General features: G+C 72.7%; 16 protein-coding genes. 4 read left to right on the forward strand and 12 right to left on the reverse strand.

Translation table 11 applies throughout. From position 1 onward, the window contains the following. Positions 1 to 5: 5 nt before the first annotated feature. The 3 genes from K377_RS08055 to K377_RS08065 are packed head-to-tail and all read left to right on the forward strand — an operon-like array spanning position 6 to position 3,708. Complete coding sequence (locus K377_RS08055; RefSeq protein ID WP_111662489.1) at positions 6 to 773, forward strand: thioesterase II family protein; 768 nt, start codon at positions 6 to 8, stop codon at positions 771 to 773. Further along, positions 770 to 2,527 carry an amino acid adenylation domain-containing protein gene (locus K377_RS08060; RefSeq protein WP_161195151.1) on the forward strand — a complete coding sequence of 586 codons (1,758 nt, stop codon included), beginning with the start codon at positions 770 to 772 and terminating at the stop codon, positions 2,525 to 2,527. The genes K377_RS08055 and K377_RS08060 overlap by 4 nt, the downstream gene beginning before the upstream one ends. Further along, the gene (locus tag K377_RS08065; protein WP_111662491.1) at positions 2,524 to 3,708 is read left to right on the forward strand and encodes an argininosuccinate synthase-related protein; all 1,185 of its coding nucleotides are present in this window, start codon (positions 2,524 to 2,526) and stop codon (positions 3,706 to 3,708) included. The genes K377_RS08060 and K377_RS08065 overlap by 4 nt, the downstream gene beginning before the upstream one ends. On the opposite strand, the gene K377_RS08070 is transcribed toward K377_RS08065, so the two are convergent. The 11 genes from K377_RS08070 to K377_RS08120 form a co-directional block, all read right to left on the reverse strand. Then, a complete protein-coding gene (locus K377_RS08070; protein WP_111662492.1) occupies positions 3,683 to 5,410 on the reverse strand; it encodes a CocE/NonD family hydrolase in 1,728 nt (575 codons plus the stop codon). The two genes, K377_RS08065 and K377_RS08070, sit on opposite strands and share 26 nt — an antisense overlap. 16 nt (positions 5,411 to 5,426) lie before the next feature. Next, positions 5,427 to 6,380: an MBL fold metallo-hydrolase gene (locus K377_RS08075; protein WP_111662493.1), complete on the reverse strand. Its 954-nt coding sequence runs from the start codon at positions 6,378 to 6,380 to the stop codon at positions 5,427 to 5,429. Then, complete coding sequence (locus tag K377_RS08080; RefSeq protein ID WP_111662494.1) at positions 6,377 to 7,309, reverse strand: alpha/beta hydrolase; 933 nt, start codon at positions 7,307 to 7,309, stop codon at positions 6,377 to 6,379. Before K377_RS08080 ends, K377_RS08075 begins: the two co-directional genes overlap by 4 nt. 3 nt (positions 7,310 to 7,312) lie before the next feature. After that, complete coding sequence (locus K377_RS08085; protein ID WP_111662495.1) at positions 7,313 to 8,440, reverse strand: NAD(P)/FAD-dependent oxidoreductase; 1,128 nt, start codon at positions 8,438 to 8,440, stop codon at positions 7,313 to 7,315. 41 nt (positions 8,441 to 8,481) lie between these two features. Beyond that, a complete protein-coding gene (locus K377_RS08090) occupies positions 8,482 to 9,438 on the reverse strand; it encodes a phosphotriesterase (protein WP_111662496.1) in 957 nt (318 codons plus the stop codon). A 65-nt stretch (positions 9,439 to 9,503) separates the two neighbouring features. After that, positions 9,504 to 10,478, reverse strand: a complete 975-nt coding sequence (locus K377_RS08095; protein ID WP_111662673.1) for a phosphotriesterase — start codon at positions 10,476 to 10,478, stop codon at positions 9,504 to 9,506. A gap of 152 nt (positions 10,479 to 10,630) precedes the next feature. Continuing rightward, a complete protein-coding gene (locus K377_RS08100) occupies positions 10,631 to 11,239 on the reverse strand; it encodes a TetR/AcrR family transcriptional regulator (protein ID WP_111662497.1) in 609 nt (202 codons plus the stop codon). Between the two features lie 47 nt (positions 11,240 to 11,286). Further along, positions 11,287 to 12,561 carry an FAD-dependent monooxygenase gene (locus tag K377_RS08105; RefSeq protein WP_202455626.1) on the reverse strand — a complete coding sequence of 425 codons (1,275 nt, stop codon included), beginning with the start codon at positions 12,559 to 12,561 and terminating at the stop codon, positions 11,287 to 11,289. Positions 12,562 to 12,571: 10 nt separating this feature from the next. Then, on the reverse strand, positions 12,572 to 13,204 hold the full coding sequence (locus tag K377_RS08110) for a maleylpyruvate isomerase family mycothiol-dependent enzyme (RefSeq protein WP_111662498.1): 633 nt from the start codon (positions 13,202 to 13,204) through the stop codon (positions 12,572 to 12,574). Beyond that, a complete protein-coding gene (locus K377_RS08115; RefSeq protein WP_111662499.1) occupies positions 13,201 to 14,025 on the reverse strand; it encodes a fumarylacetoacetate hydrolase family protein in 825 nt (274 codons plus the stop codon). The genes K377_RS08110 and K377_RS08115 overlap by 4 nt, the downstream gene beginning before the upstream one ends. Before the next feature lie 3 nt (positions 14,026 to 14,028). Beyond that, positions 14,029 to 15,216: a cupin domain-containing protein gene (locus K377_RS08120; protein ID WP_111662500.1), complete on the reverse strand. Its 1,188-nt coding sequence runs from the start codon at positions 15,214 to 15,216 to the stop codon at positions 14,029 to 14,031. Between the two features lie 70 nt (positions 15,217 to 15,286). Here K377_RS08120 and K377_RS08125 point away from each other — a divergent pair, with 70 nt between their 5' ends. After that, positions 15,287 to 16,063, forward strand: a complete 777-nt coding sequence (locus tag K377_RS08125; RefSeq protein WP_111662501.1) for an IclR family transcriptional regulator — start codon at positions 15,287 to 15,289, stop codon at positions 16,061 to 16,063. Positions 16,064 to 16,094: 31 nt separating this feature from the next. Here the strand turns inward: K377_RS08125 and K377_RS08130 are convergent, their stop codons facing one another. Next, positions 16,095 to 16,358 (reverse strand): GlsB/YeaQ/YmgE family stress response membrane protein, encoded by a 264-nt coding sequence (locus K377_RS08130; RefSeq protein ID WP_111662502.1) that lies wholly within the window; start codon positions 16,356 to 16,358, stop codon positions 16,095 to 16,097. Positions 16,359 to 16,430 lie beyond the last annotated feature (72 nt).

A 16,430-nucleotide genomic window follows, 5' to 3' on the forward strand; every position in this document is an offset into this window, starting at 1 on the left:
CGCGGATGCCGGTGAAGACCTTCAGGCTCGACGGAGCACGCCCCGAGGGCGCGGCCTGGCGGGTGCTGCTCGTGCCGCACGCGGGCGCGGGCGCCGCGAGCGGTGCCGCGTTCGCCGCGCACTGTCCCGCCGACTGGGCTGTGGCGACGGCGCGGCTGCCGGGGCGGGAGTCCCGGGTGCGCGAACCCGTGGGCGGGCTGGCCGAGTTGACGGCGGACGTCGTCGCGACGGCCCGTGCCCTGCCGGGTTCGGCGCCGCTGCTCGTGGTCGGCGTCTGCTCCGGGGCGGTGCTCGCGCTGGAGGCCGTACGGGCGTTGCAGCGCACGGGCGACGTCTCCGTGGCCGGGTTCGTGGCGGTGTCTCAGTGGGCGGTCACCGAGAAGCCCGATCCCGGACGGCGGCGGCTGCGGGACACCGACGACCCGGAGGAGATCCTCGACATCCTGCGGGAGTTCGGCGGCGTGCCCGCGTCGCTGGCGGCGAACAAGGAGATGCTGGCGCTGCTGCTGCCGTCGATCGTCGCCGACATGCGGGCCGTCGAGGAGTACAGCTCGGGGCCCGAGCCGCTCCTGGACTGCCCGCTGCTCGCGGTGTTCGGCGACGAGGACCCGCTGTGCCCGGAGGAACGCACCGAGGACTGGGAGCTGTTCAGCGACCGGTCCCGGACGGTGTGGCTGCCCGGCGGGCATCTGCTGCTCACCGAGAGCCCGGCGCTGCTCGCGGAGGCCGTCGCCGGCAGCGTCGACCACTTCGCGAAGGGAGCGAGAGCGTGAGCCGGATCGACGCCCTGCTGCTGGAGCGGTGGGACCGCGACCCGGACCTGCCCGCCCTGATAGCTAGTCAGACAGTGGTATCCATGGGTGAGTTGAAGGCGCGGGTGCTGCGCACGGCGGCTGCGCTGCGCGCGCACGGGGTCGGTCCCGGCGACCGGGTCGTCGTGCACCACGAGCGGTCCGTGGAGTTCCTCGTGGCGCTGCTCGGCACGGCGTTCGCGGGCGCCGCGCACGCCGCGCTCGACCCCGGTGATCCGCTGGAACGCGTACGGGAGACGACCAAGGACTGCGCGCCGCGGATCGTGCTCACCGACACTCGGCTGGCGGACCGGTTCGCGGGGCTCGCCGAGGTGCTGACGGACGAGGAGTGCGCCGCGTACCCGGCCGCTCCCGCGCCCGCGCTCGACGCGTCGCCCGACGACCCGGTGGTGATCATCTACACCTCGGGGTCGACCGGCCGCCCCAAGGCCGCGCTGATCAGCCATGCCGCCCTCGCCTCCCGGCTGCACGCCCTGCAGTCCACGCACCGCATGGACGAGCGCGACCGGATGATCCACCACACGGCGTGCAGCTTCGACATGTACCTGAGCGAGACGTACTGGCCGCTGCTCGCGGGCGCCACGGTGGTGCTCGCCGAGCCGGGGCGGCAGCGCGACGCCGACCATCTGGCGGCGCTGATCCGCGACCACGCGATCACCACGTTCTACTGCGTGGTCTCGCTCCTGGATCTGTTCCTGCTGGCCCGCGACCCGGACGAGCGGTACGACGGGCTGCGTCAGGTCCTCACCGGCGGCGAACCGCTCAGCCCCGACCTGGTGGCCCGCTTCCACGCCCGCTCCACCGCGTCCCTGACGAATCTGTACGGGCCCAGCGAGTGCACGGTCTACTGCACGTACTGGATCTGCCCGCGCGACCCGGACCCGGCGGCGGTGCTGATCGGCGGCCCGGTCCTGGGTACCGAGCTGCGGGTCCTCGACGGCTCCGGGGCCCCGGTGGCGGAGGGCGAGCCGGGCGAGCTGTACATCGGCGGCGCGGGCCTGGGCCTCGGCTATCTGCACCGGCCCGAGCTGACCGCCGACCGGTTCGTGACCACGCCGCACGGCCGGATGTACCGCTCCGGCGACCTGGTGCGGGTGGCAGAACCGGGCGGCGCGCTGGAGTTCCTGGGCCGCGTCGACCGCCAGGTGAAGATCCGCGGCATCCGGATCGAGCCCGCCGAGATCGAGGCAACGGCCATGTCCTGTGCGGGAGTTCGGCAGGCGGCGGTCGTGGCGCACGGCACGGGCGCGGACAAGGCCCTCGCCGTGTTCGTGGTGCCCGAGGACGACGCGCCGCCGCCGGACGAGCTGGGCCCGGCGGTCCGGGCGGGCCTGCGCGACCGGCTCCCCCGCGCCCTGGTGCCACGGACCGTCGAGGTGGTCGCCGCGCTGCCGCTGACCGCCAACGGCAAGCTGGACCGGGCGCTCCTGGAGAAGCGGGCGGCGGCCGTCCCGGCGCCGCGCCCGGCCGTCCCCGCGAGCGGTGATCCGGACGCGCTGGTCGTCGCGGTGTGGCGGGACGTGCTCGCCGTCGACACCGTCGGCCCGGACGACGACTTCTTCGACCTGGGCGGCGACTCGTTCAAGGTCGTCCACGTCGTCGAGACGCTGCGCGAGCTGCTCGGCCTGGACATCCCCCTCGCGGCCCTGCTGCACGAGCCGACCCCGCGGGCCTTCACCGCGGAGCTGCGCGCGCTGCGGGAGGCCGGCGAGTGAACGTCCCGCACGGGCCGCGGATCCGCTCGTTCGCCGATCTCACCGGCCCCGCGCTCGACCGGCGCCGGCCGGTGGTGACGCTGTTCAGCGGCGGCCTGGACAGCACCTACCTGCTGCACCGGCTGGTCCGCGCCGGCTTCACGGACGTGCACGCCTTCAGCGCCGACCTGGGCGCGGGCGAGGACGCCGACGAGCTGCGGCACACCACCGGCCACCTCGGGGTGCGGCTGCACCTCGTGGACGCCCGGCGCACCTTCGCCGACTCCTTCGTCCGCCCGGCGATCGCCGCGCAGGCCGTCTACCTGGACACCCACCCGGTCAGCTCGTCCCTGAGCCGCCCGCTGATCGCCCGCCTCGCCCTGGACCTGACCACGGACCTCGGCGCGGCGGCGGTCGTCCACACGGCGAACCCGTCCCAGAACACGCTGCGCCGCCTCAACGGCGCCCTCGATCTGCTCGGCTGTCCGGTCCCGTACGGCAGCCCGTACGACCTCGACCCGGTCGACCGCGGTGACAAGGCGCGCGAGCTGGAGGAGATCGGGCTGCCGCACCTGGGCAAGCGGGTGGCGAGCGTCGACGCGAACCTGTGGTGCCGGGAGTTCGAGTCGGGCGTCCTCGACGACCCGGAGGACCACACCGTCCCCGAGCACCTGTACACGTGGACGGCCCGCCCGGCCGAGCCGCCCGCCGACGAGACCGTGGAGATCGCCTTCGCACACGGCGTCCCCACGGCCCTCGACGGCCGTCCGCTGCCGCTCCCCGAGCTGATCGAGGCGCTGAACCACCGGGCGGGCGCCCACGGCATCGGCCGCTACAGCGGCCTGGAACACCTGCCCGGCGGCCACAAGGTCCTGGAGCTGCGGGAGATGCCCGCCGCCGCGCTCCTCCTGAAGACCTACCGCCACCTGGAGACGGCGACGCTCGCCGCCGAGACCGTCCGGGAGAAGATGCACCTCGAACAGGTCTGGGTCCGCGAGGCCCTGGAGGGCCGCTGGTACGGCGAACTGCGCACCGCCTGCGAGGAGTTCATCACCTCCTGCGCCGCCCGGGTCACCGGCACGGTGCGCTGGCGGCTGGCCCGGGGCTCCGCACAGACCCGGGCCATCACCGCCGCCGCTCCCCTCTACGTACGGGACCGGGAGGCGTGGGAACGCCTCAGCCGTCCGTCCCCACGGTGGTGAAGGGCAGCACGAGCCGCGACGGGTGCTCGGCGTCGCGGTAGATCTTGTGCGTCACCGGGCGGCCCACCGGCAGGTGGAAGGCGTCCGGCGGCAGCAGCGCGTTGTGCGCGTCGGCGAGCGGCTCGTCGTTGGACAGCTCCACCACCAGGCGGTGACCGGGCAGGAAGGTCGCGGCGAACGGGTAGAGGCGCAGCACGTACTCCTCGATCGCCCCGGGCTCCACCGGCACCGCGCGCGTGTGCGGGTGGTACGGGTCGCCCTCGCCGGTGCGCTCCTCGTCGAGTTCGCGGTGGGATGCCTTGAGGTAGCCGGTGGTGACCAACTGCCGCTTGCCGCCCGGCGCTTCGTCCCACAGCCGCAGGATGAAGTTGGTGTCCTCCTGGTCGATCTCGGCGAACAGGTGCGCCGCGCCGCTGCCGATCAGCTCGGCGGGCCGCTCGAAGGGCTCGGTGCTCCAGCTGACCACCTGCACCTGGTCGGTGACGGTCAGCGGCGCCTGGTAGAAGCCGTCGGGGGCGGCGTGCTCGGTGCCCATGGGCTCGGGCTCGGCGGAGAGCCTGCCGCGCGGGCGCAGGTACAGGGAGCGGTGCTCGATGTCCTTCGGCGGCCACTGGGCGGCGGTGACGGTCTCGCGGGTGCCCTCGACGAAGACGCTGACGGCGGGCTCGTCCATGATCCCGTTGTCGACGCCCTTCAGCCAGTACTCGTACCAGCGGAACATCGTGTCGTGCTCCTCGACCCAGGGGCGCGACTGCATGGGCGGGTAGGAGCCGATCTCCAGCTTCTTGGGGCCCTTGAGGATGTTGAAGAGCTCGATGTGGCCGTCGACGGTCCAGCCGCGGCCCTGGTCGATCTGGAGATAGACCGGGATGTCGATGTTCCGGGCCAGGTTGACGGGGTTGCGGTCCTCGTACCAGGGGCCGTCGAGCGGGTTCATGACGATGTCGAACCAGAACTCGCGGTTCTTCGGGTACTTGAGGACGTGCACGAGGTTCGGCCAGGCCGCGACGTCGGGGTCGGCGAGGCGCTGCTCGACGAGCTTGTCCAGCTCGTCCGGCGTGAACTCCTGCTTCATGCGGGACAGGACGTTGGTGTGCGCGATGCCGGAGTCGCCGCCGCGGCCCTCGCGGGCGGCGCGCGGCATGAACCACATGACGCCGCCGTGGTACGTCGTCTCGTAGAAGTCGAAGTGGCCGCCGCTGACGAAGATCGCCTTGAGGTGCGGCGGGCGCTCGGCGGCGGCGAGGACCTGCATGGAGCCGAAGTAGGAGATGCCGATCATGCCGACGTTGCCGTCGCACCAGGGCTGCGCGGCGACCCACTCCACGACGTCGTACAGGTCCTGTCCCTGGGAGACGCCGCCGAAGTTGTAGTTGCCGACCATCTCGCCGCCGGAGTCGCCGGTGCCGCGCATGTCGCCGATGACGTGGACGTAGCCCTCCTTGACGACGCGCGCGATGTCACCGGCCTCGATGCAGCCGTCCCACATGGGGCTCGGCCTGCGCTGCGGCGGGGTGGTCAGGGCGAGGGCCTGGAGTTCCTTGCCGTAGGCGCTCATCGCGATGAGCGCGGGGCGCGGGGCGTTGTCGACGTCGTGATAGGCGTCGGCGGCGAGTTCGACGCCGTCCCGCATCGGGATCCGCAGGTCCTTGCGGACGGCGAGGGTCTGCGCGCCCGCCCGGAGCGTCTGGTGGTCGGTCATGGTGGAAGCTCCTGTGTCACGCGTTCTGGTCGGCCCGGGCGGACCGGTCGAACTGCTCTCGGTAGCCGTGCATCGACGTGAAGAACGGCGAGGGTTCGAGGGTGGGGTCGCCCGCGTAGCCGAGCGCGTCGGCGGCGGGGGCGAACGGCGAGTACGGCGACGGGGTCTCCCGGAGCCCGGCCCGCAGGCAGTCGCAGGCGGCCTCCGTGACCCGGCCCTCGGCGGTGAGGCTCTGGTCGATCGCCTCCCGCGCCTGTACGGCGTCGAGCTCGACCCCGTAGGGCGTGCCGTCGGCGCGGCGGTAGGGGTGCCCGAGGTAGAGGTGGCGGGGGCGGATCTCGTCGCGCAGGCGGGTGAGGCTGTCGCGGTAAGCGGCCGGGTCGGCGTAGCCGGGGAAGCCGTTGGCCGCGCCGTGCACCTGGACGGCGTCGCCGACGAACACCGCTCCCTGGCCGTCGAGTTCGTATCCGACGGAGCCGGGGGTGTGGCCGGGCATCGCGTGCACGGAGACGGTGACGTCGCCGCCGAGGGACAGCTTCTCGCCGCCGCGGACGAGCCGGGTGGGTTCCAGCTCGCCGGAGATGACGGCGTCGCCGGCGGCCCGGACCTTCGCGGCGCCGTCGGGGTCGCCGAGGTAGCGGCCGCGGGCCGCCAGGTACTCGTCGACGTGGGCCTGCCGGGAGCGCAGCAGCGGGGCGTCGGCCTCGTGGATGACGACCTGCGCACAGCGGCCGGTCAGCTCCCACAGCGCGAACGCGCCGCCGATATGGTCGATGTGACCGTGCGTCAGCAGAATCCACCGAACGTCCTCGATGCGCCGGCCGAGCGCTTCCAGCGCCGGGGCCATGCCCTCGGCGGGCGAGGAGGCGATACCGGTGTCGACGATCGCCGGTTCGGGCGCGTCGAGGTAGAAGCTGTAGAGCCCGAAGCGGCCCCACGGGGAGACCAGGGGGTGGACGGCGACGGTCATGAGGTGCCGCCGTCGCCTGCGATGAACTCGCGGGTCTGCGCGAAGACTTGGTGGTACTCGGGGATCCACGAGAAATGCTGGACGAATCCGTGGCCCGCGCCCGCGTACCGGCTCACCGTCGCCGCGACGCCCGCCTTCGCCAGGCGCTGCCCGTACAGCTCGCCCTCGTCGCGCAGCGGGTCGAGTTCACCGGTGATCACCAGCGCGGGCGGCAGCCCGGTCAGGTCGGTGCGCTTGACCGGGGAGACGAGCGGGTCGGCGGGGTCGGCGCCGCTGTCGAGGTAGAAGGCGTTGAACGGCTTCAGGCCCGCCGTCTCAAGCCCGTACCCGACGGCGTTCTCGCGCAGCGACGCGTACCGGTCGACGTCGAAGTCAAGGTCCAGGGAGGGGTAGTAGAGGATCTGGTGGGTGATGCGGTCGAAGCCCTCGTCGTGCGCGCGGGCCGCGACGGCGGCGGCGAACGTGCCGCCGGAGCTGTCGCCCGCGACGGCGAGCGTCGTGCCGTCCCAGCCGAGGTCCGGGGCGTCCGCCGCCCAGCGCACGACCGCCGAGCAGTCGTCGAGTCCGGCGGGGAACGCGGCCTCGGGGGCGAGCCGGTAGCCGACGGAGACGACCTTCAGGCCGGTCTCGGCGGCCAGCGAGCGGGCGACGTGGTCGTGGGTCTCCAGGCTGCCGAGGAAGAAGGCGCCGCCGTGGAAGTAGATCAGCAGGCCGTGGCGGTCGGCGGTGTCGGGCGTGTAGACGCGGACCGGTACGCCGCCGGAGGCGGTGTGCGCGGTCAGGTCCTCGACGGCGTGCAGCGGCAGGCGGTCGGCGGGCGGCGCGACCTGGGCCTCGTCTGCGGCGCGCAGCGCGGCGGGGTCGATCGGGCCCGGGGGCGGTGCCGGCAGGTGGGCGAGGGCTTCGGCGATCCGGGGGTGCAGCGGCATGACCTACTCCTTCGGGGCGGTGGCGCGAGAACCGGCCGACGGCTTCTGGCCGGGAAAGACCTCGTCGATCTCGTCCTCGGTCCAGCCCTGGCGCGAGACGCGTTGCAGTTCGTCGGTGACCGGCTTGCGGACGGCCTGGAAACGGGCGAGCGCGGCGGGGAGGGAGTCGGCGTCGCGCAGCGCGTCGGCGAGCGCTCCGGCGTCCTCGATGGCCGAGTTGGCGCCCTGGCCCTGGTGGTGGAGCATCGAGTGGGCGGCGTCCCCGATGAGGACGACGGAGTCGGAGTGCCAGGTGTCGACGGGGTCGATGTCGTACACGGCCCGGACGTTGACGGTGTCCATGTCGAGGTCGCGCGTGATGCTGACCAGACGTGCGTCGAAGCCCTCGACGGTGGCGAGCAGGTCGTCCTTGGTGACCTCGGGGGCCCAGGTGCCGTCCGGGCACAGGGCGGTGATGTCGAAGGAGACCTGGCCGCGGTGGCGCAGCGGCAGCAGATAGACCTTGGTGCCGCGGCCGATGTACATGCGCAGGTTGTCGTCGGTGACCATGCCGTGCGCGTCGTCGACGGAGATCACCGCGCGGTAGGCGTGCTCGCCGGAGAACACCGGCTCCTTGTCGCTGAACAGCTCGCGGCGCACGACCGACTTGATGCCGTCGGCGCCGACGACGAGGTCGGCCTCCGCGGTGGTGCCGTCCGCGAAGGTGAGGACGGAGCGCTCGCCCTTGTCCTCGATGCTCTCCAGGCGGTGGCCGAGGTGCACCATGCCCTCGGGGAGCACGCCGAGCAGGGCGTCGATGAAGTCGCCGCGGTGGATCAGATGGGTGTGGGTCTGGCCCCGGTCGGCGGGCCACGCCTCTTTCATGAGGGGGGCGGCGCCGTCCGTGAGGATCTCGAAGTACTCGCTGGGCGAGCTGACACCGGCGATGGCGTCGAAGGTTCCCCACGCGCGGAACCGGTTCATGGTGGAGGGGCGCAGACCGATGCCGGCGCCCACCTCGCGGATGCGGCTCGCCTGTTCGTAGACGTCGACGTGTGCGCCGAGCAGGCTGAGGGCCTTGGCCGCGGCGGCGCCGCCGTACCCCGCCCCGACGACGGCGATCTTGAGTTTCTTCAGGTCCGATGACTGCATGGCGGTTCTCTCTGCTTCGGCGCGGACTGCTTCTGGCCGGGCTACTTCCGCACGGTCAGGAAGTCCGCGGGGTTGTCGACGAAGATCGTCTTGATGGCGGCCTCGTCGAGTCCGGCGGCGCGGAGGTCGGGGATGAGGTCGTCGAAGAGGTAGTTGACGGTGTGCCCCTTGACGCCGGGCCAGCCGAGCGGGCTGCAGTTGGCGTCGGCGGAGGCGAGGACCTGCCCGATGCGGCGGCCGCCGTCGATGAACCGCAGGAAGTGGTCGAGGCGCTCCTGGCGGGGGCGGGCCCAGAACGGCGGGTCCGGCAGCTCGGTCTCGTAGCCGAAGGTGTCGAAGCCGATCCGGCCGCCCTGCTCGGCGATCCACACGTCCCGCGTCTTGTCCGCGTTGACCCCGTCGTCGACGTGGCCGAACAGGACGCGGTCCAGGGGCAGTCCCTCCTCCTCGAAGATCGCGATGGCGTTCTCGGCGTCGATCGCGAGGTGGGTCAGGATCGGTACGCCCGTGGTGAGGGCGGCGCGGGCCGCGGCCCGGTAGATGCGCTTGTCGAGGTCGGTCATCCGGCCGCCGCGGCTGACGCCGACCTTGATGACACCGGCCGGGCCGCCGGTGGAGCCGATGCCGACGGTGATCTCGTGGACGAACTGCCGCATCAGGTAGTCGACATCGGCGTTCGCGAAGTGCGGCAGGGCGGTGTCGCCGCCGACGAATCCGGTGCAGGCGACGATGTGGACGCCGGTCTTCGCGGACAGCGACTTGTAGTAGTCGACGTCACGGCCGTTGCAGATGCCGGTGGCGTCCACGAAGGTGCCGCCGCCGTTCTCGTGGAACGTGCGCAGCTTCGGCACGGTCTCCTCGTAGCGCCGCTCGGGCGTCTTCCACCACTGCGTGTCCAGCTCGGAGCCGGGCATGCCGTAGCCGATGTGCTCGTGGACGGCCACGAGCCCCAGCTCCTCGGCCGGGACGGGTCCCAGGACGGTGTTCACTCGCGACACGGAACTCACCTTTGAGTAAGCGGGATTGACGATCGGTCAGTACTTGGGGGCGGCGGGGTCGCGGCTCAGCGGACCGCGAGCAGCGCGCACGGGTTCCGTACGAGGATCTGGCGCACGTCCGCCTCGCCCAGGCCCCGCGCCCGCAGCAGCGGGACGAACGAGGTCAGGACGTGGCTGTACGGCAGGTCGTTGCCGGGGTGCCCCTTGGCCACGCCGGTCGCGCCGACGGACAGCAGGACCCGGTCACCGAACCCGGCCCGCACCAGCTCGGCGACGAGACCGGCACGCTCGGCGTCGGTCGGATGGCCTTCGCCCTCGGTGCCCACGTGGTCGAGCGCGACATGGGCGCCGAGGCGGGCGACCTCCAGGGGCGCGCCGGCGGCGACGGCGTCCGCCCGGTCGAGCCCGGCGACGACGACGCGGTCGGCGGGCAGCTTCTCGTCCAGGACCGTGCCGAGGTCGTGGAGGGCGTCGGCGCCGAACCGCACGGAGACGGCGACGCCGGTGGCCGCGGCGGCCCGCGCGGCGCCGCGCAGCAGGCTCTCGTCGGTGGCGGTCGCTCCGGTGCGGGTCGCGGCGGTGGCCACGAGACCGGCGGCGCCGCGGCGCTCGACCCGGGGCACGACCATGCCCTCGGTGATCTCCCGGGCGAAGAGGTCGGCGAACCGCTCGGCGGGCCAGGGCGTCGGCGGGTTCGTCTGCGGGGTCAGGAAGTACCCGCCGAGCAGCTCCTCGGGGCCCTGTCCGGTCGAGGCGACGATGTGCACACCGGTCGTACGGGACAGGCTCTCGCAGAGCCGGACGTCCCGGCCGTGGAACATGCCCGTGCTGTCGACGATCGTGCCGCCGCCGTGGGCGCGGAAGTCGTCCAGTTTCGCGGCGAGGGTCTCGAAGATCTCCGCGCGGTCGAAGGTGATGTCGAAGGCGTGCTCGGCGCCCGGCACCACCGACAGCAGCGCCTCGTGCACCGCGACGACGCCCAGATCCTCGGCCGGCACCGGGCCCAGGACGGTGTTCACAGTGTTGCCGTTGGCTCTCATGCCCGTCACGCTAGCCATTCGCTTTACATCGAGTCAATGAAACGAACACAAAGAAAAAACATCGTTCTAGGGGTTGCGTGAAGTCCGGAAATGAGAGCACGAAAAAGCCGGCCGCCCTTTCGGGGCGGCCGGCTCGGTCGTACGGGGGCCGGTCAGTTCAGGAGGTGCACCCAGTTCGCGGCCAGCTCGTCCAGCATCTGCTCGCGCGTGAGCTTCCAGTCGGTGCGGCCCCAGTGCTGGGCCACGTAGTCGAGCTGGGCCATCGCCAGGACACCCCGGAAACGGCGCTGGTGGGGCGCGAGGCGGCCGGCCTCCGTCAGTCCGTCCTCGATGTCGCTGATGGCCTCCTCCAGCCAGCGCTCCACGAGGTCGGTGAGCTCCGGGTCGACCGCTGCGGCGTCCCGTCCGACCCGGATGATCGGGCGGATCTCCGGCCAGCTGTCGGCGGTGCGCCGCAGCCAGGCCGTGATCGCCTCCCGGCCGCCGTCGGCCACGGTGGCCACGAGGTCGAGGGCGGTGGAGCCGTGCTCCGGTGAACCGACGCGCTGCAACGCCGCGTTGAGCTGCTCGTCGATCAGCGCCTTCATCAGCTCACTGCGGGAGGGGAAGTACGCGTAGAACGTGACCCGGGTGGTGCCCGCGGCGGTCGCGATGTCGTCGACCTTGGTGGCGGCGTACCCCTTCGTCTTGAACAGTTCGAGGCCCGACTCGAGGAGCAGGCGGCGCGTCATTTCTTTCTGCGCCTGTCGGAGGTTCGCCATGCGGGGATCCTAACGCGGCCCCGCACGGCGGCTCACAGCTCATCCGGTCAGGTCGCCGGCACCCCACCGGCCACGGGTTCGGCCGACGCCGGCGGGATCGGCGTGAACATGGGCGGCTCCTCGTCCGGGGTCAGCGCGGTCGGGCCGTACAGCCAGTCCACGAAGGCGTAGTCGTACGTGTCCCGGGCGCGCAGCAGCACGTTGCGCTGCTCGCGGGCCGTGCCGTCGAGGTGCCACAGCTCGCCCCAGGCGCGGGACGTGGTCACGACGCGGCGGCAGTGCTCGGGGCGGACCGCCTCGTACGCGGCGAGCGCGGCGTCCCAGTCGGTGCCGCCGTCCGCCGTACGGTTCCGGGCGACGTGCTCGCCCAGCACCCAGCCGTCCTCGATCGCCATGATCGCGCCCTGGGCGATGTACTGGAGCGGCGGGTGCGCGGCGTCGCCGAGCAGCGCGATCCGGCCGTGCACCCAGGTCATGACCGGGTCGCGGTCGAACATCCGCCACCACTTGTCCCGCCACATGAACGGCAGGCCGTCCCGCACGAAGTCGCTGGTGCGGGCGAAGGCGGCGTCGAGTTCATCGGGCGTGCCCCAGTCCTCCTGGCCGGCCAGCGCCTTGGGCGACTCGAAGACGGCGACCTGGTTGAGGAGTTCGCCGCCGCGCAGCCCGTAGTGCACGAAGTGACAGGAGGGGCCGACGTGCACCACGACCTCGCCGAGGTCCGTGGCACGCACCCGCTCCGTGTCGGCGGGGACGGTGCCGCGGTAGGCGACGTACGCGGACGAGACCGGTTCGTCGTCGACGAGCAGCCTGCGCGCCGTGGAGTGCAGACCGTCGGCGGCGATCACGACACCGGCCTCGTGGGTCCCGCCGGAGGCGAGGGTGACGCGGGCACCACCGGTGGTCCCGCCGTTCTCGTACGCGGTGACGTGGGCGTCCGTGATCAGCTCGACGCCCGCCCGCCCGCAGGCGCGCAGCAGCAGGGCGTGCAGGTCGCTGCGGTGGATGACCAGGTACGGGTAGCCGTAGCGGCGCTCCAGGTCGCGCAGGTCGAGCCGGGTCAGCTCGGCGCCGTCCAGGGCGTCGCGCATGACCATCGCGTCCGGGACCACGCCGAGGCTCCTGGCCTCGTCGAGGAGGCCGTAGTCGTCGAGGATGCGGGTGCAGTTGGGGGCGAGCTGGAGGCCCGCGCCGACCTCGCCGAAGGCGGGGGCGCGTTCCAGGAGGCGGACGGCGAGGCCCTGGCGGGACAGGGCGAGGGCGGCGCCGAGGCCGCCGATGCCGCCGCCGACGATCAGCACGTCGGGAACAGAGTCGGGCATGACGCTCCTCTCAGAGCCACGGGCCGAGCGCGGGGGCGCCGGCGAGCAAGTGCGGGCGGCCGGCGAGCCAGGCGGTGACCTCGGGCGGCGGCCCGTCGGGCAGCTCGGTCAGCCCGCGCTTGGCCGTGATCTCGTCGGTCAGCGCGGCCAGGAAACCGTCCGGGAGATCGGTGAACGCGGCGCAGGCTCCGAAGTCGACGGCGTGCACGCACACTTCGCGGGCGCGCATCCACGGCAGCTCGGTGGCGGGGACGGTGCGGCCCTGCGCGGTGACGACCTCGTGCGCCCACTGCGCGTCGGTGAGCTCGGCCAGGCTCTCGGCGAGGCGCCGCGCGGAGCCGGTCAGCCAGGTGCGGAGTTCGTCGGCGGAGAGGGTAGCGCCCTTGGCGATGCCCTCGGCACGCTCCTCGGGCGAGGCGTACATGGGGGTGCGCTCGCCGGTGGCGGCCCAGTGCACCAGGTTGCCGAGGGCGTCGGCGTTGGCGGCGACATGCGCCGCCAGGTGTTTGCGGCTCCAGCCGGGCAGGGTGCTCGGCGCGCTGAAGGCGGCCTCGTCGAGATCCCGTACGGCGTCGAGGACCAGCGCGGTCCCGGCCTCGGCCCAGCCGCGGGCCTCGGCGAGGGTCCTGGTGGGGGCGGTCACGCGACGACCTTGTTCGTGCAGGCGCCGAGGCCGGAGATCTCGGTGACGACGGTCTGGCCGGGCTGAAGGAAGATCTTGGGGTCGCGGGCGTTGCCCACTCCGGCCGGGGTGCCGGTCGCGATGATGTCGCCGGGGCGCAGGGTGATGACGGTGGAGATGTACTGGACCAGGAAGACCGGGTCGAAGAGCAGGGTGCCGGTGTCGTCGCTCTGCATGACCTCGCCGTCGACGGAGGTCGTGACCCGGAGCGCGGGGCGGACCCCGCCGACCTCGTCGGGGGTGACGACGTAGGGGCCGACCGGGGTGGTGGCCTCCCAGATCTTGCCCTGGGTCCACTCGATGGTGCGGAACTGCCAGTCGCGCGCCGAGATGTCGTTCATGACGGTGAACCCGGCGATGGCGTCGGCGGCCTGCCGCTCGTCGGCGCGGCGCACCTCCTTGCCGATGACGACGGCGAGTTCGACCTCCCAGTCGAGCGCGTCGGTCTCGGCCGGCTTGACGATGTCGTCGCCCGCGCCGAGCAGCGTCTCGGCGAACTTCGGGAAGAGCGTGGGGTGTTCGGGCAGATCCCGGCCCATCTCCTTGATGTGGTCGGTGTAGTTGTGGCCGACGCAGACGACCTTCGACGGGTTCGGGACGACCGGCGCGAAGTCGGCGCCCTCGACGGCGTACGCGGTGCCGGTGGCGGCCGCGGCCCGGCCCTGCCAGTCCGGTACGGCGAACAGGGCGCCGAGGTCGGGGTGGCCGAGGTCGACGAGGACGTCCCCGTCGAGGCGGACCGCGCGGGTGCCGTCGGCGGTGCGGAGGGTGGCGAGCTTCATGGGTCAGGCGTCCTTCTGGGTGCGGGCGAGCGGCTGGGTGCGGGCGAGTTTGAGCGCCTCGAAGACGGGCGCGTCGGAGAAACGGAACAGGTCGAGGGCGCCCTCGTCGGAGTCGCTCGCACCGGCCTCGGACCGCGCGGAGAACGGCTCCCAGGACGGCACCACGAACAGATCGCCCCGGGTCACCGTCCAGGTCCTCCCCCCGACGGTGACGGTGCCGGAGCCGTCGAAGACCTGGTAGACCGACGAGCCGGTCTCGCGGACCGGCGCGGTCTCGGCGCCGCGCACGATCCGGTGGAACTCGGCGCGGATGGTGGGCAGGACGTCGGCGCCGTCGTGCGGGTTGGTGTAGCGCACCGCGGCGTGGCCGGGTTCGACGGTGCCGCCGAAGCCCTCCTTCTCCAGGTGGAGCTGGTCGCGCAGGGCGGCGTCGGTGAACTCCCACTTGTACGCGAGCAGCGGGCTGCCCGGCGCGGCCGTCGCGGCGGGGGCGGCCGACAGCGGGCGCAGGCCCGGGTGGCCCCACAGCCGCTCGGACCGGGAGCGCTCCGGGGTGATCCGCTCGGCGTCGCTGATCTCGTCGCGGCCGAACTCGAAGAACTGCGCCTCGGTGACGTACTGGAAGGGGATGTCGAGGCCGTCGATCCAGGCCATCGGCTCGGCGGTGGCGTTGTGGTGGGCGTGCCAGTTCCAGCCGGCCTGCGGCAGGAAGTCGCCGCGGTTCATCGGCACCGGGTCACCGCCGACGACGGTCCACACGCCCGAGCCCTCGACGACGAAGCGGAAGGCGTGCTGGGTGTGCCGGTGCTCGGGCGCGTCCTCGCCCGGCATCAGGTACTGGATGGCCGCCCACAGGGTCGGGGTGGCGAAGGGTCGGCCGCCGAGGGCGGGGTTGGCGAGCGCGATGGCCCGGCGCTCGCCGCCACGGCCGACCGGCACCAGGTCGCCGGCCTGCGCGGCCAGCGGGCGCAACCGGTCCCAGCGCCAGAGATGCGGCACGGCGCGCGACCGCGGATGGGCCGGCATCAGGTCACCGATCTCGGTCCACAGCGGGACGAGAAGTTCCTGTTCGAAGCCCCGGTAGAGGGTCTCCAGGGCGGGGCTGACATCGGGCTGCCCGTCCGCGGCGACGGCCTTGAGCCGGACCGGCGAGCCCTGGGCGGGGTCGTTGTCCTTGAGGGTCTCAGTCACCCGACGAGCGTGCGCCGCGGCCGATGGGAGACCATGGAGATTCTGGAGAGCAGAATCCGAGGTTCAGCGTATGGACAAACCCTTCAAGTCCCCGCCTCCTTATCCGATCGCCAGCGTGGACCACGCGCTGCGGGCGGCGACCATCCTGCAACTGGAGGGTGGCGCGACGGTGTCCCAGATCGCCGACCGGCTCGGCGTCGCCCGCTCCACCGCCCACCGGATCCTGGCGATGCTGGTCTACCGGGACTTCGCCGCGCAGGACGAGGATCGGGTCTACCGCGCCGGGCCCGTGCTCGACCTCGCCGCGCACTCGCAGTCCCTGGTCTCCCGGCTGCGCGTGGCCGCGCTGCCCCATCTGCACCGCCTCGTCGATCTGCTGGACGAGACCGCGAACGTCACGGTGCGCACCGGCGACGTCGCCCGGTTCATCGCGAGCGTCGAATGCCACCGCTCCCTGCGGGTCGGCTCCCGCGAGGGCATGGTCTTCCCCGCGCACCGCACCACGGCGGGCCTGCTGCTCCTCGCCGAACTCCCCGACGAGGAACTGGACACGGTGTACGCGCCCGAGCGCTATCAGGACCGGCCCGCCGACCGCCCCGACCTGGCCCGGCTGCGCAGGGAACTGCGCCGCCTGCGCCGCAACGGTTTCGCCGTCAACCGGGAGCGGTCGGAGCGCGGCCTCGTCGCCGTCGGCGTACCGGTGCGGTCCCCGGACGGCACCGCGCTGGCCGGCCTCTCGGTGTCGATGCCCGGTACGCGTTACGCCCCACAGCGCCTCGAAGCCCTGGTCGCGACGCTGAACAGCGCGGCCCGGGCCCTGGAGAACGACCTGCGCGAGCAGCTCTGAACCACCGTGAACGGTGCCGCCCGGCGGTGACTCAGCGGCGGCTCTTCAGCCGCTCCACCCCGCCGACGCCGAGCGCCGCGAGGCCGATCTGGATGGCCAGTTCGATCCAGTCGATGCCCCGCGTGTCCGCGACGCCGAACGCCCCGGCGACGGCCGTGCCGACGAGCGCGGCGGCGATCCCCACGAGAATCGTCCAGAGGACACCGATGCGCTGCCGCCCGGGAATCACCAGCCGGCCCAGGATGCCGATCACAATGCCGATCACGATCGCCGTGAAGATGCCGGAGATCTCCATGCCGTACGCCTCCCGTTGCTCCTGCGTCGCTCCGCGCCCTCGGCGCGGTTGCCGAGGACGGGTGCCCCGGCT

Origin of the sequence: Streptomyces sp. PsTaAH-137, from assembly GCF_003259365.1 — a bacterium.
Classification (GTDB): domain Bacteria; phylum Actinomycetota; class Actinomycetes; order Streptomycetales; family Streptomycetaceae; genus Streptomyces.